The 22,748-nt window shown below is 71.1% G+C and carries 16 protein-coding genes and 1 riboswitch; of the genes, 6 read left to right on the plus strand and 10 right to left on the minus strand.

Annotated features, from left to right (window positions below):
* The first annotated feature begins 119 nt into the window (after positions 1 to 119).
* The gene (locus ABZ565_RS13950; RefSeq protein WP_361025027.1) at positions 120 to 896 is read left to right on the plus strand and encodes a VOC family protein; all 777 of its coding nucleotides are present in this window, start codon (positions 120 to 122) and stop codon (positions 894 to 896) included.
* On the opposite strand, the gene ABZ565_RS13955 is transcribed toward ABZ565_RS13950, so the two are convergent.
* Complete coding sequence (locus tag ABZ565_RS13955; protein ID WP_361025030.1) at positions 868 to 1,314, minus strand: hypothetical protein; 447 nt, start codon at positions 1,312 to 1,314, stop codon at positions 868 to 870. The genes ABZ565_RS13950 and ABZ565_RS13955 overlap by 29 nt on opposite strands.
* 97 nt (positions 1,315 to 1,411) lie before the next feature.
* Between ABZ565_RS13955 and ABZ565_RS13960 the strand changes: the two genes are divergently transcribed.
* From ABZ565_RS13960 to ABZ565_RS13970, 3 genes are all read left to right on the plus strand, one after another.
* A complete protein-coding gene (locus ABZ565_RS13960) occupies positions 1,412 to 1,768 on the plus strand; it encodes a MerR family transcriptional regulator (RefSeq protein ID WP_361025033.1) in 357 nt (118 codons plus the stop codon).
* 153 nt (positions 1,769 to 1,921) lie between these two features.
* Positions 1,922 to 6,907, plus strand: coding sequence for a caspase family protein (locus tag ABZ565_RS13965; protein ID WP_361025035.1), 4,986 nt, complete (start codon positions 1,922 to 1,924; stop codon positions 6,905 to 6,907).
* 292 nt (positions 6,908 to 7,199) lie between these two features.
* The gene (locus ABZ565_RS13970) at positions 7,200 to 7,811 is read left to right on the plus strand and encodes a hypothetical protein (RefSeq protein ID WP_361025037.1); all 612 of its coding nucleotides are present in this window, start codon (positions 7,200 to 7,202) and stop codon (positions 7,809 to 7,811) included.
* 27 nt (positions 7,812 to 7,838) lie between these two features.
* On the opposite strand, the gene ABZ565_RS13975 is transcribed toward ABZ565_RS13970, so the two are convergent.
* From ABZ565_RS13975 to ABZ565_RS13990, 4 genes are all read right to left on the minus strand, one after another.
* Positions 7,839 to 8,489: a thymidine kinase gene (locus tag ABZ565_RS13975; RefSeq protein WP_361025040.1), complete on the minus strand. Its 651-nt coding sequence runs from the start codon at positions 8,487 to 8,489 to the stop codon at positions 7,839 to 7,841.
* 50 nt (positions 8,490 to 8,539) lie between these two features.
* Positions 8,540 to 9,730, minus strand: a complete 1,191-nt coding sequence (locus ABZ565_RS13980; RefSeq protein WP_361025043.1) for a nucleotide pyrophosphatase/phosphodiesterase family protein — start codon at positions 9,728 to 9,730, stop codon at positions 8,540 to 8,542.
* Positions 9,730 to 10,326 carry a DUF5998 family protein gene (locus tag ABZ565_RS13985; RefSeq protein ID WP_018520601.1) on the minus strand — a complete coding sequence of 199 codons (597 nt, stop codon included), beginning with the start codon at positions 10,324 to 10,326 and terminating at the stop codon, positions 9,730 to 9,732. The genes ABZ565_RS13980 and ABZ565_RS13985 overlap by 1 nt, the downstream gene beginning before the upstream one ends.
* 90 nt (positions 10,327 to 10,416) lie before the next feature.
* The gene (locus ABZ565_RS13990) at positions 10,417 to 13,275 is read right to left on the minus strand and encodes a GNAT family N-acetyltransferase (RefSeq protein WP_361025046.1); all 2,859 of its coding nucleotides are present in this window, start codon (positions 13,273 to 13,275) and stop codon (positions 10,417 to 10,419) included.
* 173 nt (positions 13,276 to 13,448) lie between these two features.
* Here ABZ565_RS13990 and ABZ565_RS13995 point away from each other — a divergent pair, with 173 nt between their 5' ends.
* A complete protein-coding gene (locus tag ABZ565_RS13995; RefSeq protein ID WP_018105371.1) occupies positions 13,449 to 13,730 on the plus strand; it encodes an HPr family phosphocarrier protein in 282 nt (93 codons plus the stop codon).
* A gap of 171 nt (positions 13,731 to 13,901) precedes the next feature.
* On the opposite strand, the gene ABZ565_RS14000 is transcribed toward ABZ565_RS13995, so the two are convergent.
* The 4 genes from ABZ565_RS14000 to ABZ565_RS14015 form a co-directional block, all read right to left on the minus strand.
* Entirely contained in the window at positions 13,902 to 14,606 is a 705-nt protein-coding gene (locus ABZ565_RS14000; RefSeq protein ID WP_361025049.1) for a GntR family transcriptional regulator, read from the minus strand.
* 210 nt (positions 14,607 to 14,816) lie between these two features.
* The gene (locus tag ABZ565_RS14005) at positions 14,817 to 15,656 is read right to left on the minus strand and encodes a M23 family metallopeptidase (RefSeq protein WP_361025052.1); all 840 of its coding nucleotides are present in this window, start codon (positions 15,654 to 15,656) and stop codon (positions 14,817 to 14,819) included.
* 13 nt (positions 15,657 to 15,669) lie between these two features.
* A riboswitch (cyclic di-AMP (ydaO/yuaA leader) is annotated at positions 15,670 to 15,836 on the minus strand.
* 228 nt (positions 15,837 to 16,064) lie between these two features.
* Positions 16,065 to 17,447 carry a pitrilysin family protein gene (locus tag ABZ565_RS14010; RefSeq protein ID WP_361025292.1) on the minus strand — a complete coding sequence of 461 codons (1,383 nt, stop codon included), beginning with the start codon at positions 17,445 to 17,447 and terminating at the stop codon, positions 16,065 to 16,067.
* A 26-nt stretch (positions 17,448 to 17,473) separates the two neighbouring features.
* Positions 17,474 to 18,844, minus strand: a complete 1,371-nt coding sequence (locus ABZ565_RS14015; protein ID WP_361025055.1) for a pitrilysin family protein — start codon at positions 18,842 to 18,844, stop codon at positions 17,474 to 17,476.
* A 310-nt stretch (positions 18,845 to 19,154) separates the two neighbouring features.
* Between ABZ565_RS14015 and ABZ565_RS14020 the strand changes: the two genes are divergently transcribed.
* A complete protein-coding gene (locus ABZ565_RS14020) occupies positions 19,155 to 21,605 on the plus strand; it encodes a DNA topoisomerase IV subunit A (protein WP_361025058.1) in 2,451 nt (816 codons plus the stop codon).
* 26 nt (positions 21,606 to 21,631) lie between these two features.
* On the opposite strand, the gene ABZ565_RS14025 is transcribed toward ABZ565_RS14020, so the two are convergent.
* Positions 21,632 to 22,732, minus strand: coding sequence for a GTP-binding protein (locus tag ABZ565_RS14025; RefSeq protein WP_361025061.1), 1,101 nt, complete (start codon positions 22,730 to 22,732; stop codon positions 21,632 to 21,634).
* Between the last annotated feature and the right edge of the window lie 16 nt (positions 22,733 to 22,748).

Raw genomic sequence — 22,748 nt, forward strand, 5'->3', positions numbered from 1 at the left:
GCATCCCGCGCCCGGTGGTGCAAGCATCTGCACGGGGCGTACACGACTCGCACCGCACCACGGCGCGCGCCGGCCCCGTATTCCCGTACGGCCACCACGATGGTCCGAGGAGAGTGACGATGACCGAGGCTGCCGCTCGGCGTACACCCGGAACACCTTGCTGGGTGAGCCTGATCGTGCACGGCCTGCGCACGACCCAGAACTTCTACGCCGAGCTGTTCGGCTGGGAGTTCGGCCCCGGCCCGGAGCAGCTCGGCCCGTACGTGCGGGCACTGCTCGACGGGAAGGAGGTCGCGGGCATCGGCCAACTTCCGCCGGACCGGCACCTCCCGATCGCCTGGACGACCTACCTGGCCACCGACGACGCCGATCAGACGGCGGAGGCCATCCGTGCCTGCGGCGGCACGGTCGGCGTCGGGCCGCTCGACGCCGGCGACGCGGGCCGCATGGCCATCGCCTCCGACCCGGGCGGGGCCGTCTTCGGAATCTGGCAGGCCGCCGCGCACGTCGGCACCACGCTGGCCGGGGCGCCCGGCACCCCGGTCTGGAACGAGCTGGTGACCCGGGAGACGTCGACGGTCGCCAAGTTCTACCAGGCGGTCTTCGGCTTCGAGACCAAGGCCGTCGTCTCGGCGGACTTCGACTACCAGACCCTGCACCTCCAGGGGCGCCCGGTGGCCTCGCTGCACGGCGTCGGCCACGCCCTGCTGCGCGACCGGGGACCGCACTGGATGACGTACTTCGAGGTGGCCGACACGGACGAGGCCGCGCAGCAGGTGGCGGAGCTCGGCGGGCAGGTGCTGAGCCCGCCGAGGGAGGGCCCGAGCGGCAGGGTCGCGACGGTCGCGGACCCGGAGGGCGCGGTCTTCACGCTCCAGCGCTCGACGGGGCGCTGACGCCGCCGCGTACCAGGCGCCAGGGCACGAGCTGGACGACGCCGAACGCCACTTCGGCCCCCAGGAACATCCAGAGCCAGTACGGGGCGCCGTGCGCGAGCGCGTACGCCTGCCACAGGGCGAACAGCGTGCGCGCGACGCCGTCGTACAGACCGTGCGCCGGCAGCGGCCGCAGGAGTCGCAGCAGCGCCCAGACGACCACCACCGAGCCCATGAGGTTGGCGTAGAGGGTTTGTATCGGATCGAGGGCGGGCAGACCGCCCGCCCCGATCGCCTCCCCGAACCGGGACAGCGCGCTGTGCAGCAGCCTGTACGTCCACGGGGTGGCGAACCCCGCGGTGACGACGAGGTCGTACCACGCGCTCGCGCGGACGAAACGCGGATAGGCGGGGTGGGAGGGTGCGACGGTACGGAACAAGGCAGGGCTCCTGACGGCTTCCTTCATGGACGCCCCCGACCGTAAACACTGGAGTACTGTCCAAGGTCAAGTCCATGAACCCAGGGGGTGGGAGACCGTGCGTATCGGGGAGCTGGCCGCGCAGACCGGGCTGAGCAGGGACACGATCCGCTTCTACGAGAAAACCGGGCTGATCTCCGGGCAGCGGCTGCCCAACGGCTACCGCGACTTCCCGCCGGAGACGGTGCCCTGGCTCGCCTACGTCCGCACCGCCCAGGCGCTCGGCTTCTCACTGGCCGAGATCGCGCGTACGGGCGAGGAGTTGCGCGGCACACCGGACAGCGCGCGGGCACTGTCCGCACTGTTCGAGGAGAAGATCGCGGTGATCGACGCGCGCATGGCCCAGCTCGCCGCACTACGGACCGATCTCACCACCCGCGCCGGCTCGGGCTGCCCGCTGCGGGCGGCGGGCTGAACGAGGGCGGTCCGCCCATCACCGGCTCCTGACGGGCTCGTTGACCGGAACTGCTTGTCCGGCCTCGGAGCGTCCGTTCATCATAGAGGCGGGGCAGAACGCGAGAAACGGGGTGGGCAAGTGGACAGCGGGCGTCGCGCTCTCCTGATGGGGGTGCCGGAGCAGACCGATGCACGCCTCCCCTTGCGGTCCATCGGTCGTCCCGTCCGCGAGGATCTGCGCCGCATGCGGGAGGCGTTGGATGCCTGCGGCTATCACTGCACGGTGCTCGGCTCGGAGGACCCGGACGAGAGCAGACGCGACGCCATCCAGGACGCGCTCCGGGACGCCCTTCGCTCCGTCCCGGAGGACGGCATGCTGCTCGTCTACTTCTCGGGCCACGGCATGTCCCTCGCCGGGAAGGACCACTTGGTCCCGTCCAACGCCCGGGCGCTGCCCGACGGTGGCGTGGACGCGGACTCGCTGATCGACCTCGACCGGGACTTCTTCAAGCAGCTGGAATCGATTTGCCGCCCCGCCGCCCTGGTCTTCGCCTGCTTCGACGCCTGCCGCGACGGCGCCGGGGCGGATGCGATCCGGCCCTTCCGCTACCGCTCACTGGACCCCACACAGCTGGTGGTGGCCAACAGCTGTTCGCCGGGCGAGACCAGCGGATACGACGACGACGGCAGCCACTTCACCGCGGCCCTCGCCCACGCCCTGCACCCCGATTCACCGCACCGGACCCTCAAGGAGCTGAGAGCGTCGGTCACGGCACAGCTCAGGGGCCACGAGCAGCATCCGTGGTGGACGCCCGTGGGCGAACTGCCGCATTTCGTGGTGGCCGAGGCCAACGGGATCTCCGAGTGGGTGGATGCGGTGTCCGGTGCTCGACTGTGGAACCTGCCGTGCAGTGACCCACCGGAGCTGCAGGACACATTGCGCGAACGCGTGACGGCGGCGGTGCGCGGTCTCTCGGGGAACTACCGCAAGGCCCAGGAGCGGCTGCCGCACCCGTGGCGGGACGACGCCTATCCTCTGCGAGTGCTGGAGAGCGTCGTCGATCTGCCCTCGGGTACCCGCCCCCTGAGCGCGCTGGAGAAGGCGCTGCTGTGCGGCCTGCCCTTCGTTCTCGCCACGGCCTTGGCCGAGGAGTTCTCTTCCCTCTACGGCTCATTCCGGAGGTTCGCGGACTTCGACGCCTCACAGCTGCAACGAGTCCTGGGAGAGCAGGACTTCCCCTCGGTGGAGGAGAACCGTGTCCGCCGGCTGCACGCCAGGGGACTCATCGATGAAGCGTGGGCACTGACCACATGGCGGTTGCTGCACCGCGGCAGCGGTCTGCGCATCGCGGGAGTGGAAGGCGCGGACCATCTCGCGCACTGCGCCGCCCGTCTGGCGGGCTGCGTGCTGCAGGATGTGGCGACCGTCTACCAGAAGCAACTGCAGGCCGTCATCGACCAGCTCGCGCGGCATCACCTGTCGTACGCGAGCTGCACCGCTCTTGATGCCTACCCCGGCTCCTCCAGCCACTTCAAGGTCGGCCCCCGCGAAACGTCACAGCTCAACGACCACGACCTGGCCGCCCGGTGGTCGCTGGGCGCGGCTCTCGCTGTCGACGTCCGCGACCTGTCGGAGGTGGTGGGCGAACACATCGGCACCACCATGTACCCGCTCCGTCCCGACGAGGTACTTCACTGCCTCGACGACGCGAGCCGCCACATCGACGACGGACGGGCCGTGGTGGAAGTGCTGTGTCCCCACGGGGCGGTTCACAAGGCTCTGGAAACGCACGCCACCCGTTGCCGGGAGGCGCTCAGCCGACTGCCCGGTCTCCGCCTGCCTCCCGACCTCGACTGGCTGCGCCGTGTGGCTACGATCAATGTGACGGTGCATCCCGCCCCAGGCGCGTACAACCTGCCGCTACTGACCTTCCAGTTCGACCAGCGGGCGGTCTCCCACCTCCTCATGGGCGAGCAGTTGTACGGCGATCCGGCCCTGGCTCTGCGCGAGTTGTACCAGAATGCTCTGGACGCCTGCCGGTACCGCGCGTACCGCCATCAGTGGGCCGAGTCCCTGGGCGGCGGTGACTCCGAGTGGGCCGGTCGTATCCGCATCACTCAGTACCAGCAGGACGGTCGCACCGTCATCGAGTGTCTCGACAACGGCGTGGGCATGACCGCGGAGCAGCTGAAGGACCTGTTCGCGCAGGCCGGACGCAGGCTGTCCGACTCCTCCGCGTTCCAGCGCGAAATGGCGGAATGGCAGCAGGCCGACATCGATGTGTGCTTCAACAGCCGGTTCGGCATCGGGGTCCTGAGCTACTTCATGCTGGCCGACGAGATCACTGTGGTGACCAGGCCCACCGACATTCACGGACAGCCGTCCGAGCCCCCCCTCCAGGCCGACATCGTGGGCACAGCGACGCTGTTCCGGATCGGGCCGGCACGGCACGACAACGGTGATGTGGTCAAGGTCCAGAACGGCGGCACGCTCGTCCGCCTCTATCTGTCGGCCGATCAGACGGACCGCGTCGCAGGGGGCGTCTCGGCCAGCCGCACGCTCGGCGACCTGCTCTGGTACACCGAGTTCGACACCCAGGTGCAGGACGAGTCCACCGGCCACCATGTCATCTGGGAGAGACAGAAGCTCCGTATCCCCGACCGCGACATGCGCGGTGTCCTCCCTGTGGGCGGCGCGGCCGGCGAGCTGTGGTGGGTGGATGGCGAGGGCCGGCTGCTCGCGGACGGGATCGCCACGACGCAACAGACCTTCGGCTGCGTCATCAACATCCGTGATCAACGTGATCTCACGCTGAGTGTGAGCCGCAACGAAGTGCAGACATGGAAACGGCAGAAGGTCGCGGACATGCTCGCGGCCCATCTGCCGGAGCTGCATCCCTGTCCCTGGGTCACGCTCACCTGGCTCCTCTGTTTCGGCCAGGAGGCGCCCAGGCTCGGGGACGAGCTGCTGCGGGTGTTCGCGGACCGGCCGCTCCGCATGGAGAGCCGCCGACGACGGGACGAGCCGGCCGCCGAAGCGGGTGGGGGCCAGGGCGCACTGATCCGCATCTCCGACATCGGCTGGTGTCCGGCCGACGCGATGCTGGTCAACACCGATGATGTGCCTCCGGCGCTGAAAAGCTTCAGGCTCGACGCCGATCTCCGCGAATGGCGCAGTGCGCTGCTGGGGCGGGTGACCAGCGCCCATCCCAAGGGTGTCCGGAGCAAATCCGCCCTCGAACTGCTGGTGTCGGGCGACCGAGGCGGATCGTATGCCGACCTCAAGGCGGCGCTGAGCCCCGACGTGGGCTCGACGGCTCGGCTTCTTCCCCCGGAGACGAGCGCCGCGGACTGGTTCCTCTACTCGGCGCCCAGGCCCTACTCCGACCCTCGGCCGGGGGCGGATGTCTGGCTTCCCGTGGAGTCCACTGACCGGGCACTCCTGGGGTGGCGGCGTACGCTGCTGGGACGCGCCGACGACCTGTCCGTCCCCCCGTCGCTGCCCGCGAACGCCGCTGTGGCGCGGGTGATCGCCACGCAGACCCTCCGAGGTGAACTCGGCTTCCACAAGACCACCGACGTCAGTCGACCCTGGCGTGTGCTCGTCAACGTGGCGGCCCGCTTCAAGCTGCCTCTGGGAGCGCTCTGGGCAGAGTTCGAAGATCTTCCCGAGAGCTTCTGCGGCCCCCTCCCGGCGCTTCCGGACCACCTCGTGGAGCATGTCCCCCGCGTCGGCGACGCCACCTGGACCCATCGCGGGGCCTCACTCAAGGAAGGGTTGCTGGCACCCAGGGCAGTGCGGGACTGGGCCGACCGCTATCGGGTCCTCGGCCTCCCCGCCCATGTCCAGAGGCTGCTGGGCTATCTCGACGTGCGGGACGGCTTGGCCCCCGAGCACCGGCTCTTGGCAGAAAAACTCATGGGTCTTTCCAGCCTGTTGGAGGACGGCGAAGTGAGTGGTGTCGATGTCGCCCGGGTGGCGGGCCATGCTCAGGTGAGCATGGCGGATGTCCTTGGAGTGATATCAAGCCTCCGGGAGCCCTTGCGGCTGACGTGCGTCCCCGTCATCGAGGACGCTGGGATCCGCCCTCCGGCGTGGCTGACCAGCCTGCGTATCGTGCGGACGGAGCCCAGATCTTCCGACCCGGGCCGATACCTCAGTGCGGACACGCTCCGCGGAGTCAGGCATCTGCCCGAAAAGCAGCTCCAGGAGGGTCTGGAGATCCTGGACCGCCTCGGTGTGCGTTGTCCCGTCGCGCCCACTGCCCTTCAACATGTGTCGCACAGCGACGCGGACCGGGACGCGTTCCCCCTCATCACGGGGAACTTCGAAACGGATGGCGCGGAGGGTTTCTCCTTCGTGGACCACTGGGAGATCGATGCCGCCAGGCTCCTGTGGTTCGCCGCGCATCGCGGACTGACGATCGGCCAGGCCCACGAACGCGCTGTCGCCATCTCCTCACGACTGGGTGCCGAGCTGACCGTCCAGCCATCGCCCGCTGTGCGCGACCGGTCGGTGACCCCGGCTCTCTGGACTGCCCTCAACGACGCAGCGGACCTGGATCAGAGCTTCGAGGCGGCGGACTGGGGCAAGGTGACCCCGCTCTCCGTCGCACGACTCGCCTATCTCGACGGCGTGCCCTTGGGCTCGGCCCTTCGCTCACTGGAACCGTTCCGCGAATTCGGCGTTTCGCTCCCCCGCCTTGACGGCGTCGGCGACGAGGTGCTCGACCATCGAGCCACCGAAGACGACCTGTGGATTCTCGCTGCGGACGGGGACGGCAGTCTGCCCGCCGCGCCGACGGACGCCGATCCGCTCATGGTCCTCCGCGCGGCCCTGGTCCTCGGTCGCACGCCCCGGTCGGTCTACCGCATGCTCGCCGCGTACCGGCCGTTCGGCATGGTCCTGGATTTCCCCGAGCCGGACGAGAACATGGACGTGCCGCTCTGGGAGGACCCCATCATCCTCAGCTTCGCCGGTGACGGGCAGACGCCCGCGGTGCAGGGCGCGGTCGGCGAGCGGCGCATCACCTGGTGCGCCGAGGCCATCGGCCGTCCCGGGGACACGGAATGGGTACGGGAACGTCTCCTGATGTACGCCCCCATGTTCGGCCTGAACCTCCAGAACGCACCCGCACGAAGCGAGGACGAACGATGACGGCACCACGGCACCGGAAGCGGCTGAGCTGGGAGAACGCACCCATGGGGTTGCAGCAGGCGCCCGTGACCACCAACGTTGGGAGTTCGGTGGTCCTCACCTGCCCCCGGTGCATGGGAACCTTCGCCAAGGCTTACCGAACCGCTACTCCCGGCCTGGTGAAAGGCACCGGGTCACCTGGTGGCCCGTCCGGGCCGCTGAGAATCCTGTGCGAGTGCGGCGTCAACCACGCAGGACGTCCCGACGTCGAGAAGCAACTCGGCTGCGGGGCTCACTGGCAGGTCGCCAGGCCGTGACCCAGCGTCCGGAAAGCAGGTGGCAGGACCTCGCGGAGGAGCTGCCCTTCCATCAGTTGGACATCGTGCGCAGGCAGGCCGAAGGCTGGCGCAACGGCCTCACCGGACTGACCGGGCTCCTCACGGCGGTACTCGTCCTCAAAGGGCGCGAGACGTTCACGGACCTGCCCCCCTGGGCGGTGGTCTCGGCGAGCAGCCTCATCGGCGCCGGATTCCTGCTTCTTCTGGCCGGCACCCTGTGCGCCGTACGGGCCAGTCATGGGCGTCGTGCCAAAGACATCCTGACCAACGGCGCCGATCTGGAGGAGTGGACGCATCGGGAGACCAAGGGTGCGCAGCGGGCCCTGTCGTGGGCCATCGGCTGCTTCGTCGCCGGGGTGATGCTCGTCGCCTCATCCGTCGGAACGGCATGGACGACATACCAGAGTTCCGCGTCGTCCTCCGGCCCGAATGTGCAGGTGACCACAGCGGACGGCACGATGTGCGGGCAACTTACGGCGTCCGGAGGGAGTTCACTACTCCTCGCAACCGGTAACGCCCAGAAGGAGCGGATACAGTCCGTTCCCCTGACTGCGGTTCTCTCGGTGGCGCCTGTGGCTGCGTGTTGAGGACCCGCCGACGTCAGCCGGCCGCTCTCAGGCGGAGCTGACCGGCAGGACGTCCGGGGAGAGGGCGCCCGCCTGAGCGGAGGCCGCGGTCGCGCGGCGGCGGTGGTGTCGGCGGCACAGGACCTCGTAACCGACCTCGCCCGCCGCGCGGTTCACATCGCCGACGACGACCTGCGCGCCCTCCACCACCATCTCGCCGTCCACGGTCCGGGCGTTGTGCGTGGCGCGGGCGCCACACCAGCAGAGGGCTTCGACCTGGAGCTGTTCGATGCGGTCGGCCAGCTCGACCAGGCGCTGGGAGCCGGGGAAGAGCCGGGTGCGGAAGTCCGTCGTGATGCCGAAGGCGAAGACGTCCATCTCCAGGTCGTCCACGACCCGGGCCAGCTGGTCGATCTGGGCCGGGGCCAGGAACTGCGCCTCGTCCACGATCACGTAGTCGACCCTGCCGCCCTTGGACAACTGGGCGACGAGATACGCGTACAGGTCCATCCCCTCGTCGGCCTCGACGGCCTCCGTGACCAGGCCGAGCCGGGACGAGAGCTTTCCCTCCCCCGCCCGGTCGTCCCTAGTGAAGATCACGCCCTGCAAGCCCCTCGCCGAGCGGTTGTGGCCGATCTGGAGGGCCAGGGTGCTCTTTCCGCAGTCCATCGTTCCGGAGAAGAACACAAGCTCGGGCATGGCGGGTCGAGCACCTTTCGGGACGGGAACGGAGAGCGGGGCGGAACGGGCTACGAGCGTACTTCGAGGAGCGGGACGAACTGCTCGACGGGGGTCATGGAGCCGTGCATGCCGGCCATGGCCGACTCGTGCGGCTCGTTGCGCGAGGCGGTGATCACCACGTCGTCGTGGGCCGCGGCGACCACGTCGCCGATCCTGCCGTACACCCGCTCGTCGACGCTGGGCCCGAACCAGCCCGCGGCGACGGCCTCGTCCCGGCTCGCCACCCAGAACTGCTCGCCCAGCACCTCGCGCCAGACGGCCAGCACATCGGACGCGGCGCCCGGGACGGCGTACACGTGCCGCGCCCGGCCCTCACCCCCGAGCAGCGCGACTCCGGCGCTCAGCTCCCAGTCCTCGTCGAAGTCGATCCGGGACTGCTCGTCGAAGGGGATGTCGATCATGCCGTGGTCGGCGGTGATGTAGAGCGCCGAGCGCGGCGGAAGCTGCTCGGCCAGGCGGCGGGCCAGCCCGTCGACGTACATCAGCTGTCCGCGCCAGGCGTCGGAGTCCATGCCGAAGCGGTGGCCCTTGCCGTCGACCTCGCTGTAGTACGTGTAGACGAGCGAGCGGTCGCCGGCGGCCAGCCGCTCGGCGGCGGTGTCCATGCGCTCCTCGCCGCTGAGCCGGCCGAGGAAGGAGCCGCCGCTGAGCGCGACCTTGGTCAGCGGGGTCTGCTCGAAGGCCGGGGCGGAGACCTGGGCGGTCCGCACACCGGCCGCGTCGGCGAGCTGGAAGAGGGTGGGGTGGGGCTGCCACGCCTTCGGCGGGGTCCACGGGTTCCAGCGGAGCTGGTTCATCAGCTCGCCGGTCTCGGGGTTGCGGACCGTGTAACCGGGAAGCCCGTGCTCGCCTGGGGGCAGCCCGGTGCCGACGGAGGCCAGCGAGGTGGCCGTGGTGGCCGGGAAACCGGCCGTGATCGGGCGGCCGGTGCCGCCGCGCGAGGTGGGCAGCAGCGAGTGCAGGAACGGGGCCTCGTCGGGGTGGGCCTCTATCTGCTCCCAGCCCAGCCCGTCGATCAGGAAGACGCAGTTCCGGTCGGCGGGGGCGAGTTCGCCGATGGCCGCATCGAAACCGGCCACTTCCTGGCCCGCGAGGAGGGTCGGCAGCAGGTCGGCGAGCGAGCCGCTGCCGTACTCCGGAACGGGCGCGGAGTCGACGGACAGCGGGACGAAGTCGTCCTGCCAGGCCGGCTGGACCATCAGCGGCCGGCCGCGGGGGTGGCGGCCGTGGCCTCGGAGAGCGCCTGGGCGAAGGCGAGGGTCTGGCGCACGGTGTCCGGTCCGTCGCCGGCCTCGCTGACCCGCAGGCTCAGGTCGTCGGCGGTGGTGCTGCCGGTGTAGCCGTGGTCGGCCTCGCAGTTGGGGTCGCCGCAGGCGGCCGGCTCCAGGTCGATCCGGGAGACCGCGCCCCAGCCGATGGTCAGGACGACCTCGCGGGGCAGCGTGCCCGGGACGTACTTCTCCGGGTTGGCCACGACGCGGCTGACCACGACCGAGGAGATCCGGTCCAGCTTGACCGACTCGGTCGAGGTGGTGGCGTACGGCGACGGGGAGCTGGTGTCCGCGTTCTGCTCGTCGGTGTGGCTGACGATGAAGCGGGTGTCCGTGAGCACCAGCACCGTGACGTGCCGGCGCACCTCGTTGGAGTCGAAGGTCGTCTCCTGGTGCACCAGGTACGAAGCGACCGGCTCACCGCCCACGGCGGCCTCCACCGCCTCGGCCACGAGGGCCGGGTAGTAGCCGCTGCGCTCGATCGCCGCGCGCAGCCCCTGGGTGGTCGTACCGGTCTTAGCCATGGGAACCATCCTACGGGGGCCGGATGGCTGCCGGGGACGGCACCGGGGCCCCCGCCCCGGCCGTTCCAGGAGGACGCGAGCGGGGCCGGGTCAGTAGTTGGACAGGCGGCGCGGGCCGAGGTCGTTCCGGGCCGGGGGCGGCGAGAGGCGGACGCTCGCCCCGAGCACCGAGAGGCCCTGCGGGGCGACCACGACCGGTTCCAGGGCGATGGAGACCACTTCGGGGTGGTCGTCGACCAGCCGGGAGACCCGCAGCAGCAGCTCTTCCAGCGCGGCGGTGTCCACCGGCGCCGCACCGCGCCAGCCGAACAGGACGGGGGCGGCGCGGATGGACCTGATCAGCTCGGCGGCGTCGCGGTCGGTGGCCGGGACCAGGCGGTGCGCGGTGTCGCCGAGCAGTTCGGAGGGCGCCCCGGCGAGACCGAAGGAGAGCACGGCGCCCGCGGCCGGGTCGATGGTGGCCCGCACGACGGTGTCGACGCCGCGCGGCGCCATGGCCTGGACGACGGGCCGCAGCTCCGCCGGCTTGCCGAGCAGCTCGGTGAGGTCGCCGTACGCGCGGCGCAGGGCCGCCTCGCTGTCGAGGTCCAGGCGTACGCCGCCGAGGTCGGCCCGGTGGCGCAGATGGGGCGCTGTCGTCTTCAGCGCCACCGGGTAACCGAGCCGGCCGGCGGCGGCCACCGCCTCCTCCGGGCCGGGGGCGGGCAGCGTGGGGCGTACGGCGATGCCGTAGCAGGCGAGCAGTTCGCGGGCCTCGTCGTGGCCGAGCGGCCGGCCGCGCGGGTCGGGGTGCTCGCCGAGGAGCGCGTCGATGCGGGCGGCGGCGCCGGGGGCGTCGATGGTGTCGTCCAGGAAGTCGGGCACCTTGCCGGGTACGGCTGCCTGCCGCCGCCACTGCGCATAGCGGACGGCCTCGGCGAGGGCCCGCACGGCACGCTCGGCGGCGGGGTAGGCCGGGATGCGGCCGACGCGGCGCGCCCCTGCGGCGTCGTCGGTGCCGGGCGCCGGTGCGGATGGCTCCGTGGGGGCGCCCTGCGCCGCCGCGAACGGCTGCGTGGCCGGGCGCTGCTGGGCCACGGTGCTGGTGGCGGCGGACAGCGCCTCCGCCAGGCCGCCGATCTCGACGTGGACCACGGCGACCGGCTTGGCCGGTCCCGCGGCGGCCGCCGCGTGCAGGGCGGTGGCCAGGACCTCGCCGTCGCCCGACTCCGCCTCGCCGTTCTCGCCGACCCAGGGGATCGCCGTCACGATCACGGCGTCGCACGCTCCATCGGCCAGCGCCGCCGACAGCGCGTCCCGGAAGTCCTGCGGGGTGGCGGAGGTGGTGAGGTCGATGGGCGGGCGCGGGCGCAGCCCCTCGGCCAGGCACGCGTCGTACGTGAGCAGCCCGAGGGACTCCGAGTTGCCGAGGATGGCGACGCGTCCGCCGGCCGGGAGCGGCTGGTCGGCGAGGAGCAGCCCGGCGTCGACCATCTCCGTGACCGTGTCGACGCGGATGACGCCCGCCTGCCGCATCAGCGCGGAGACCGTGGAGTCGGGGATGCGGCTGACCGGGACGGCGTGGCCGGGCGGGGTGGAGCCGCTGTGCCGGGCGCCCTTGACCACGACCACCGGCTTCACGGCGGCGGTGCGGCGGGCGAGCCGGGTGAACTTGCGGGGGTTGCCCAGTGATTCCAGGTAGAGCAGGGCGACATCGGTGTCCGGGTCCTCGTACCAGTACTGGAGGAAGTCGTTGCCGGAGATGTCGGCGCGGTTGCCGGCCGAGATGAAGGTGGAGAGGCCCGCCCCGCGCCGGTAGAGCCCGGAGAGCAGGGCGATGCCGATGGCGCCGGACTGGGTGAACAGGCCGATGTGCCCGGAGGCGGGCCGGTCCGGGGCGAGCGAGGCGTTGAGCCGGACCGCCTCGGAGTTGTTGATGATCCCGAAGGCGTTGGGCCCGATGATCCGCATGCCGTACGAACGGGCCTGGCGCACCAGTTCCCGCTGGCGCTCGCGGCCCTCGGCGCCCCACTCGGCGTAACCGGCGGAGAGGACCACCAGTCCCTGGACGCCGTGTTCGCCGCAGTCCGCGACGGCCTCCGGGACCCGGTCGGCGGGCACGGCGACCACCGCGAGGTCGACCGGCTCGCCGATCTCGCCCAGGGAGCGGTGCGCGGGGACCCCGTCGATGGTGTCCTGTCCGGCGGAGAATGCGCTGTTCACCGCGTGGACGCGGCCGGTGAAGCCCGCGCCGAGCAGGTTGCGCAGGACGGTGCGGCCGACACCGCCGGGGGTGCGGCCGACGCCGATGACGGCGACGGAGCCGGGGGCGAGCAGCCGCTGCACGGACTTGGCCTCGGCGCGCTGTTCGCGGGCGCGCTGGACGGCGAGGGATTCGGCGGTGGGTTCGAGGTCCAGGGTGAGGTGGACGGAACCGTCCTCGAAGCTGCGCTGCTGGGTGTAACCGGCGTCCCGGAACACCTTGATCATCTTGGTGTTGGCGGGCAGCACTTCAGCCGCGAAGCGCCGGATGCCGCGTTCGCGGGCGACAGCCGCGATGTGTTCGAGCAGGGTGGAGGCCACTCCCCGGCCCTGGTGGGCGTCCTGGACGAGGAAGGCGACCTCGGCCTCGTCGGCGGGGGCCGAGGCGGGGCGGCCGGTCGCGTCGATCCGGTCGTAGCGGACGGTGGCGATGAACTCGCCGCCCACGGTGACGGCCAGGCCCACCCTGTCGACGTAGTCGTGATGGGTGAAGCGGTGGACGTCCTTGGCCGAGAGCCGGGGGTAGGGCGCGAAGAAGCGGTAGTACTTCGACTCGTCCGAAACCTGCTCGTAGAAGCTGACCAGCCGCTCGGCGTCGTCCGTGGTGATCGGCCTGATCCGCGCGGTGCCGCCGTCGCGGAGCACCACGTCCGCCTCCCAGTGATCGGGGTAGGCGTGATGCGGACTCTGCTCCGGAGAGGGCTGCATGGGGAAAGCCTACGGCTGTCGCACGGGTCGCGGGGGTGCCGGGGCCGGGGCAGTCTGAGGTCTCCGGACGACCGTGGGCGCGGCGCCCGGGAGGGCCCGCGGGTCTGCCCGGAGCATCGCGCACCACATGAGACACTGGTCTAGACAACCGCTGATTCTTGAAGGGCAGAACCATGGCTGAGCGCCGCGTAAACGTCGGTTGGGCCGAGGGCCTGCACGCCCGCCCCGCTTCCATCTTCGTCCGTGCCGCTACGGCCTCCGGCGTCCCCGTCACCATCGCCAAGGCGGACGGCAACCCGGTGAACGCGGCCTCCATGCTCGCGGTGCTCGGTCTCGGCGCCCAGGGCGGCGAGGAGATCGTGCTCGCGTCCGACGCGGACAACGCCGAGGCCGCCCTGGACCGCCTGGCGAAGCTGGTCGCCGAGGGCCTCGAGGAGCTCCCGGAGACCGTCTGAACCCGAGCGGCCGACACCGCCGGAATTCTTACGTGAAAGCCGCGGCCCCCTGCATGGGGCGCCGCGGCTTTTGCGTGCGCGTGGCCGAAGCCATGACGGCCGGAAAGAAAAGGCGGCGCTACACGTTTCCGGCTTTTGCACGCCTCTTTCTTTATTCGTACGCGCCCTTTGTTAATTCCGGCCGCTCGCGGTGTTTACGGCACGTTGCGAAGTCCTCACATGGCCGGCCCTGGGCACGGTGGTGGCGCGGGCGGTGCGGCGGAGCCGGTGCACGGCGCCATGGCGTTCGGCCAGCTGCGCGGCCAGGGCCCTCGCCCGCTCCGCGTCCCGGCGTGCCACGGCGTCCACAAGGGCCCCGTGCTCGGCCCAGGCTTCGGCCGGGCGGGCCGGCTGGTCGACCGCGTACATCCAGGCGATCTTGTGGCGGAGCTGGGTGAGGAGGGCGATGAGACCGGGGCTGCCGGATGCCTGGGCCAGGGTCTCGTGGAACCAGCCGGCCAGGGAGCGCAGGTCCTCGCCCTCGTCGCGGCGGGCCCGCTCCTGACCGAGCCTGACCAGGCCGCGCAACACCTTGAGGTGGGCCTCCGTCCGGCGCTGGGCCGCGCGGGCGGCGCTCAGCGGTTCCAGCAGCATGCGGACTTCCAGGAGGTCGGCGGCCTCCTGCTCCGACGGCTCGGCGACGCAGGCTCCGGCGTGTCTGCGGGTGACGACGAAGCCCTCCGACTCCAGGGTGCGCAGCGCTTCCCGTACGGGGACGCGGGACACCCCGTAACGCCGTGCGAGCACCTCCTCGGTGAGCCGGCTGCCGCGTTCGAAGACACCGGAGACGATGTCGTCACGGATTGCCGTGCATACCGAATGCGCCGGAACACGCATGTCCGAACCTCCGCCTCAATCCCCGCGAACAGCGGCCGATCGACACCTCTGGCGCGACTCTATTGCAATGCGCTCGCATTTCCGATGCCGGGCGGGAATTCATGAATATCTTTTGGCCGCGGTCGAGCGGCGGAAGGTGTGCGGGGAGGCGCGGGCACGGCGATGGCCCCGGCGGGATGCCGGGGCCATCGGTGTGGGGCTTCAGCCCGGTCAGACGCTGACGCCGTGAGCGCGCAGATAGGCGACCGGGTCCATGTCGGAGCCGTAGGAAGGGGTGGTCCGGGCCTCGAAGTGGAGGTGCGGGCCCGTGGAGTTGCCGGTCGAGCCGGAGAGCCCGATCTGCTGACCGGCCGCGACGCTCTGGCCGACGGAGACCCCGATCGAGGAGAGGTGGCCGTACTGGGTGTACGTGCCGTCCGTCATCCGGAGCACGATGTTGTTGCCGTACGCCCCGCCCCAGCCGGCCTCCACGACGGTGCCGGCGCCGACGGCGACGACCGAGCTGCCGGAGGCGGCGTGGAAGTCGATGCCGGAGTGGCTGCCGGACGACCAGAGCGAGCCGCTGGACTTGTAGCCGGTGGTCACGTACGAGCCGGCGACGGGCAGCCGGTAGGACGAGCCCAGCGCGGTGCGGGCGGTGGAGCGGCCGGCGCGGGCGGACGCCTCGCGGGTGGCCTTGGCCTTCGCCTTGGCCGCTTCCTTGGCCTTGGCGGCCTTCTCGGCGGCCTTCTTCTTCGCGGCCTCGGCCTTCTTCTTGGCCGCCGCCTTCGCCTTGGCCGCAGCCTTCTTCTCGGCGGCCTCGGCCTGGTGGTGCTGCACCGCGGCCTGGGCGTCGATCCGGTCGGCCAGGGTGGTCTCGATGGCGAGCAGCTGGGAGAGGCCGGTCTCGGTGGCGGCGGGGGCCGTCCCGGCGTCGGCGGCGAGGGCCGGTGAGGCCAGGGAGCCGATGACACCGCCGGCGGCGAGCGTGGCGACGCCGACGGCCTTGGCGCCGGCGCGCGTCAGGCGGCTCGGGGCACGGTGCTTCCCGGTGGCACGGGTGAACGCCATGGGGTGGCTGGTCCTTTCCTTCCTTCTCGCCTACCGGGTTAGCTGACGGGTTCGGAGCAGGAAGGTCTCCTACGGACGCCTCACCCCTGACGGAGCGCGGACATCCGATTCACCCCAGGGACTGCGTGGGTCCCCGGCTCCCCAGGCTCGCGCCTGACGGGGACTCGGCGATGGCTGCCCGGTACGTCACGGATGCGCGTACGAGTGGCGGACAGCGGACCCGACGCTAAGCGGACGGACTTCCCGCCACCAAACGGACAAGGGGTTTTGTAGCGCATCCCACAGGGGGCGCCGCCCCCTTGGCGAACAAAAGGCGCAGAAGGATTGAAAGTGACCACGCGTGTAGAGGGCTCCGGCGCGACCGCGCGCCGGAGCCCCCTACGCCCGCTCAGCGGGCTGAGCGACAGATCAGCCGGTGACGACCGAGACCTCTCCGATGCCGAGCGCCCTGACCGGCTCCTCGATGCGCGAGGCGTCACCGACCAGGACCGTGACCAGCCGGTCCACCGGGAAGGCGCTGACCACGGCCGCGGTCGCCTCCACCGTGCCGGTCTCGGCGAGCCGGGCGTACAGCGTCGCCTGGTAGTCGTCCGGGAGGTGCTGTTCCACCTGATCGGCGAGGGTGCTCGCGACGGAGGCCGCCGTCTCGAACTTCAGGGGCGCGACGCCCACCAGATTCTGCACGGCCGTCTCGCGCTCGGCGTCCGTCAGTCCCTCGGCGGCCAGCGTCCGCAGCACCTTCCAGAGATCGTCCAGCGCCGGTCCGGTGGACTCGGTGTCCACGGAACCGCTGATGGCCAGCATCGCGGCACCCGCCGCCCCCGAGGCGGAGTCGGCGGCGCCGGAGCGGAGCACCTGGGCGAAGGCACGCACGCCGTAGGTGTACCCCTTCTCCTCGCGCAGCACCCGGTCGAGCCGGGAGGTCAGCGTGCCGCCCAGGCAGTAGGTGCCGAGGACCTGGGCGGGCCAGACACTGTCGTGGCGGTCGGCGCCGATGCGGCCGATCAGCAGCTGCGTCTGCACCGCGCCGGGGCGGTCCACGATGATCACGCGGCCCGTGTCGTCGGCCGTGATCGGCGGGACCGGGCGGGGTTCGGAGGCGTTCCCGGACCAGTCGCCGAGGGTTTCGGCGAGCAGTGCGTCCAGGTCGATGCCGGTGAGGTCGCCGACGACCACGGCGGTCGCGGTGGACGGGCGGATGTGCGCGTCGTAGAAGGCCCGCACGGCGGCGGCGTCGATCCGCTCGATGGTCTCCTCGGTGCCCAGGCGCGGGCGCGACATGCGGGTCGTGGCCGGGAACAGCTCCTTGGAGAGCTGCTTGGCCGCGCGGCGGGCCGGGTTGGCATGCTCGTGCGGGATCTCGTCCAGCCGGTTGCGCACCAGGCGCTCGATCTCGCTGTCGGCGAAGGCCGGCGCCCGCAGCGCCTCGGCGACCAGGCCGAGCGCCTTGGCCAGACGGGAGGCCGGGACCTCCAGGGAGACCCGGACACCGGGATGGTCGGCGTGGGCGTCGAGGGTGGCGCCGCACCGCTCCAGCTCGGCGGCGAACTCCTCGGCGCTCCGCTTGTCGGTGCCCTCGGACAGGGCGCGCGACATGATCGTGGCCACGCCGTCCAGACCCTCGGGCTCGGCATCCAGGGGGGCGGCGAGGAAGATCTCGACGGCGACGACCTGCTGGCCGGGGCGGTGACAGCGCAGGACGGTGAGGCCGTTGGGCAGGGAACCCCGCTCGGGCGCGGGGAAGGCCCAGGGCCGGGCCACCCCGGGGGCGGGCTGGGGGTGGAACTGCATCGAAACTTCAGTCGCGGCAGCGTCGGTCACTGGTCCGCCCCTTCGTGCGCGTCGGTGTCGGTGGCGGCGTCGGCCTCTTCGGCGGCCTCGGCGGGCTCGACCGGTTCGTAGACCAGGACCGCCCGGTTGTCGGGCCGCAGCTGCGCCTGCGCGGCGGCCTTGACCTCCTCGGCGGTGACATCGAGGACCCGGTTCACGGCGGACAGCGCGAGCTGCGGGTCGCCGAACAGCACGGCATACCGGCACAGTTCGTCGGCGCGGCCCGCGACCGTACCGAGGCGGTCCAGCCATTCGCGCTCCAACTGGGCCTGGGCGCGCTCCATCTCCTCGGCCGTGGGGCCGTGCTCGGCGAACCGGGCCAGCTCCTCGTCGACCGCGGCCTCGATCTCCGCCACCTCCACGCCGCCGGACGTCTTGACGTCGAGCCAGCCCAGGGAGGGCGCGCCGGCGAGCCGGAGCAGTCCGAAACCGGCGGCCACGGCCGTACGGTCGCGTCGGACCAGGCGGTTGTGCAGCCGGGACGACTCCCCGCCGCCGAGCACGGTCAGGGCGAGGTCCGCGGCGTCGCACTCGCGGGTGCCGTCGTGGGGCAGCCGGTACGCGGCCATCAGGGCGCGCGCCGGCACCTCCTCGCGTACCTCCTCCCGCAGCTGACCGCCCATGACCGTGGGCAGCGAGCCGTCGCGCGGCGGCTGCTTGCCGTCATGGGAGGGGATGGAGCCGAAGTACTTCTCGATCCAGGCGAGGGTCTGCTCGGGGTCGATGTCGCCGACGACCGACAGCACCGCGTTGTTCGGCGCGTAGTACGTACGGAAAAAGGCGCGGGCGTCCTCCAGGGTCGCCGCGTCCAGGTCGGCCATGGAGCCGATCGGGGTGTGGTGGTACGGGTGGCCCTCGGGGTAGGCCAGCGCGGTCAGCCGCTCGAACGCGGTGCCGTACGGGACGTTGTCGTAGCGCTGGCGGCGCTCGTTCTTGACGACGTCACGCTGGTTCTCCATGGACTCCTCGTCGAGCGCGGCGAGCAGAGAGCCCATCCGGTCGGCCTCGAGCCACAGGGCCAGCTCCAGCTGGTGCGTGGGCATCGTCTCGAAGTAGTTGGTCCGCTCGAAACTGGTCGTCCCGTTGAGCGAGCCGCCGGCGCCCTGCACCAGCTCGAAGTGTCCGTTCCCCTTGACCTGGCCGGAGCCCTGGAACATCAGGTGCTCGAAGAGGTGCGCCAGGCCCGTACGGCCCTTGACCTCGTGGCGGGAGCCGACGTCGTACCAGAGGCACACCGCCGCGACCGGGGTCAGATGGTCCTCGGAGAGCACCACGCGCAGGCCGTTGGCCAGACGGTGCTCGGTCGCTGTCAAGCCGCCGGAGCCGGCCTGGGCTGTGGCCGTGTGACCCATGGGCATGTACGTCCCTTCGATCGCGCTACTGGATGTCCATATGAAGAAGCCGCTGCGGGAGGCTGCTTCGAAGGTTGCTTCAAGACACCCGCCACTGTATGCAAGCGAACCGGCACCTGCCGAAGTTCCCGTGCGGCGAAGCTGCGAGCGAAATTCCCCGGAAGGTGGTCCTCCGCCGTCTCGGGACGGACTGCGCGGGCCCTTTGGGACGGGTCGAGGTCGGGGTTGTCAGTGCGGCGGTCCACAATGGACCGCGTCAGAACCTGAGGGAACCTGAGGTTGCCCGCTCGAAATCCGTGAAGGAGTCGCAGCAGCGATGGCCCGCCGCAGCACGAAGACCCCGCCGCCGGTCGACTTCGAGGAGAAGATCCTCGACATCGACGTCGTCGACGAAATGCAGGGCTCCTTCCTCGAGTACGCGTACTCGGTGATCTACTCACGGGCCCTGCCGGACGCCCGTGACGGCATGAAGCCGGTGCACCGCCGCATCGTGTACCAGATGAACGAGATGGGTCTGCGCCCGGACCGCGGCTTCGTGAAGTGCGCCCGGGTCGTCGGCGAGGTCATGGGCAAGCTGCACCCGCACGGCGACGCGTCGATCTACGACGCGCTGGTGCGCATGGCCCAGCCGTTCTCCATGCGCCTCCCCCTCGTCGACGGACACGGGAACTTCGGCTCCCTGGGCAACGACGACCCGCCGGCCGCCATGCGCTACACCGAGTGCCGGATGGCCGACGCGACCTCGCTGATGACGGAGTCGATCGACGAGGAGACGGTCGCCTTCCAGTCGAACTACGACGGTCAGGAGCAGGAGCCGGTCGTCCTCCCGGCGGCCTACCCCAATCTCCTGGTCAACGGCACGACCGGGATCGCGGTCGGCATGGCGACCAACATGCCGCCGCACAACCTGGGCGAGGTCATCGCCGCGGCCCGGCATCTGATCAAGCATCCGGGCGCGGACCTGGAGACGCTGATGCGGTTCGTCCCCGGTCCCGACCTGCCGACGGGCGGGCGGATCGTGGGCCTCGGCGGCATCAAGGACGCCTACGCCAACGGCCGCGGCTCGTTCAAGATCCGTGCCACGGTCGCCGTGGAGAACGTCACGCCGCGCCGCAAGGGCCTCGTCGTCACCGAACTGCCCTTCACCGTGGGCCCCGAGAAGGTCATCTCCAAGATCAAGGACCTGGTCTCGGCGAAGAAGCTCCAGGGCATCGCGGACGTCAAGGACCTCACGGACCGCTCGCACGGCCTGCGTCTGGTCATCGAGGTCAAGAACGGCTTCGTTCCGGAAGCGGTGCTGGAGCAGCTCTACAAGCTGACGCCGATGGAGGAGTCCTTCGGCATCAACAACGTGGCGCTGGTCGACGGCCAGCCGCTCACGCTGGGCCTCAAGGAGCTGCTGGAGGTCTATCTCGACCACCGCTTCGACGTGGTGCGCCGGCGCAGCGAGTTCCGCCGGACCAAGCGCCGCAACCGGCTGCACCTGGTCGAGGGTCTGCTCGTCGCGCTGGTCGACATCGACGAGGTCATCCGCCTCATCCGGTCCAGCGACAATTCGGCGCAGGCGAAGGAGCGGCTCATGGAGCGCTTCTCGCTGAGCGAGATCCAGACGCAGTACATCCTGGACACCCCGCTGCGCCGGCTGACCCGGTTCGACCGGATCGAGCTGGAGAGCGAGCGGGACCGGCTGGACGCCGAGATCGCCGAGCTGACGTCGATCCTGGAATCGGACACCGAACTGCGCAAGCTGGTCTCCACGGAACTGGCCGCGGTCGCGAAGAAGTTCGGCACGGCCCGGCGTACGGTACTGCTGGAGTCGGCCGGTTCGCAGGTCGCGTCGGTGCCGCTGGAGGTGGCGGACGACCCGTGCCGGGTACTGCTGTCCTCGACGGGGCTGCTGGCGCGTACGGCCAACGACGAGCCGATCCTCGTCCCGGAGGGTGCCAGGCGGTCGAAGCACGATGCGATCGTCTCGGCGGTGGCGGCGACGGCTCGCGGTGACGTCGGGGTGGTGACCTCCAGCGGGCGGCTGCTGCGGCTCACGGTGATCGATCTCCCCCAGCTGCCGGACACGCACGCGGCGCCGAATCTGTCGGGCGGGGCGGCGGTCGGCGAGTTCCTCACCCTGGAGGCGGACGAGGACGTCGTCTGCCTCACCACGCTCGACGAGTCGTCACCGGGTCTCGCCATCGGCACGCTGCAGGGCGTCGTCAAGCGCGTGGTGCCGGACTACCCGGCCAACAAGGACGAGCTGGAGGTCATCGCCCTGAAGGACGGTGACCGGATCGTCGGCGCGACGGAGCTGCGGACGGGTGAGGAGGACCTGGTCTTCATCACGTCGGACGCACAGCTCCTGCGCTACCCGGCCGCGCAGGTGCGCCCGCAGGGACGGCCGGCCGGCGGTATGGCGGGCGTCAAGCTGGGAGCGGGGGCGCGGGTGCTCTCGTTCGCGGCGGTGGACCCGGCGGCGGACGCAGCGGTGTTCACGGTCGCCGGCTCGCACGGCACGCTGGACGACTCGGTCCTGACCTGCAAGCTCACCCCGTTCGACCAGTATCCGCGCAAGGGCCGGGCGACCGGTGGGGTGCGCTGCCAGCGGTTCCTGAAGGGCGAGGACGTGCTGGTGTTCGCCTGGGCGGGCGCACTGCCGGCCAGGGCGGCTCAGAAGAACGGTGCCCCGGCCTCGCTGCCCGGGCCCGACCCGCGGCGCGACGGTTCGGGGACGCCGCTGGAGAGCCCGGTCGCGGTGATCGCCGGCCCGGCGTAGGGCGTCCGGCCCGGCGACGGAAGGCTCTACGCGTCGTTGCCGCCCGGCTGTTGTACGTAACGCAGGACGCCCCACATGGCTCGCTCGTGTGCGGCGTCCTGCCGCGTTTCCCCGGCCGGGTCCTCCGGGACCCCGCAGTTCTCCAGTTCCTCACGCAGGGCAGGTACGTCGATGCCGGAGCCGATCAGGACGAGCTGGGTCCGCTTCGGCTCGCCGCGCGTCCAGGGCCTGGGGGTGAACCGCAGGAATCTGCCGACGGCGTGCACCCCGTAGGCGTTGCCGGGGTCGCCCGCGCCGAAGTCGACGTATCCCTTGATGCGGTACAGCCCCTCGGGCCGGGAGTCGAGGAATCGCATCAGCCGGCGTGGGTCCATCGGCACGCCGGAGTCGAAGTCGACGCTCTCGTACGCGGTGTGCAGATGGCCCCCGTGCCCGTCGCCGTCCTCCGCCGCGCGCTCCTCCAGGTACAGGTCCTCGAAGGTGAGCTGGCGGGCCTTCTCCTCGCCCTCGGGCCGCCGCGCCGGGTCGAAGAGCAGCTCGGGGTCGATGCGCCCGTACGTGGCCGGGATGACCGCGGCGGTGCTTCCGGTCTCCGCGACGGCCTTCCGGACGCGGGCACACTCCTCGTCCCCGGCCCGGTCCGTCTTGTTGAGCACGACGAGATCGGCCACCGCGAGATGGCGCCCGATCTCCGGATGGCGCTCCCGGGTCGTCTCGAACTCGGCGGCGTCGACCACCTCGACCAGTCCCCCGTACACGATGTGAGGGTTGTCGCTGGCGAGGATCATGCGGATGAGCTCCTGCGGCTCGGCGAGGCCGCTCGCCTCGATGACGATGACGTCGAGCCGGGCGGAGGGCCGGGTCAGGGTCTCCAGATAGGTGTCCAGTTCGCTCACGTCGACCGCGCAGCACAGGCAGCCGCCGCCCAGTGACACGGTGGATCCGACCTGTCCGGAGACCGTCATGGCGTCGATCTCGATGGCCCCGAAGTCGTTGACGATCACGCCGATCCGGTTGCCCGCCCGGTGGAGCAGGAGGTGGTTGAGCAGCGTCGTCTTGCCGGATCCCAGGAATCCCGCGAGGACGACGACCGGGATGCGGGGGCGGTGGGGCGACGACGAGCTCAACGGGTGCCTTCCTGCG

The sequence above is a fragment of the Streptomyces sp. NPDC016469 genome, assembly GCF_040632905.1.
In the GTDB taxonomy this organism is placed as follows: domain Bacteria; phylum Actinomycetota; class Actinomycetes; order Streptomycetales; family Streptomycetaceae; genus Streptomyces.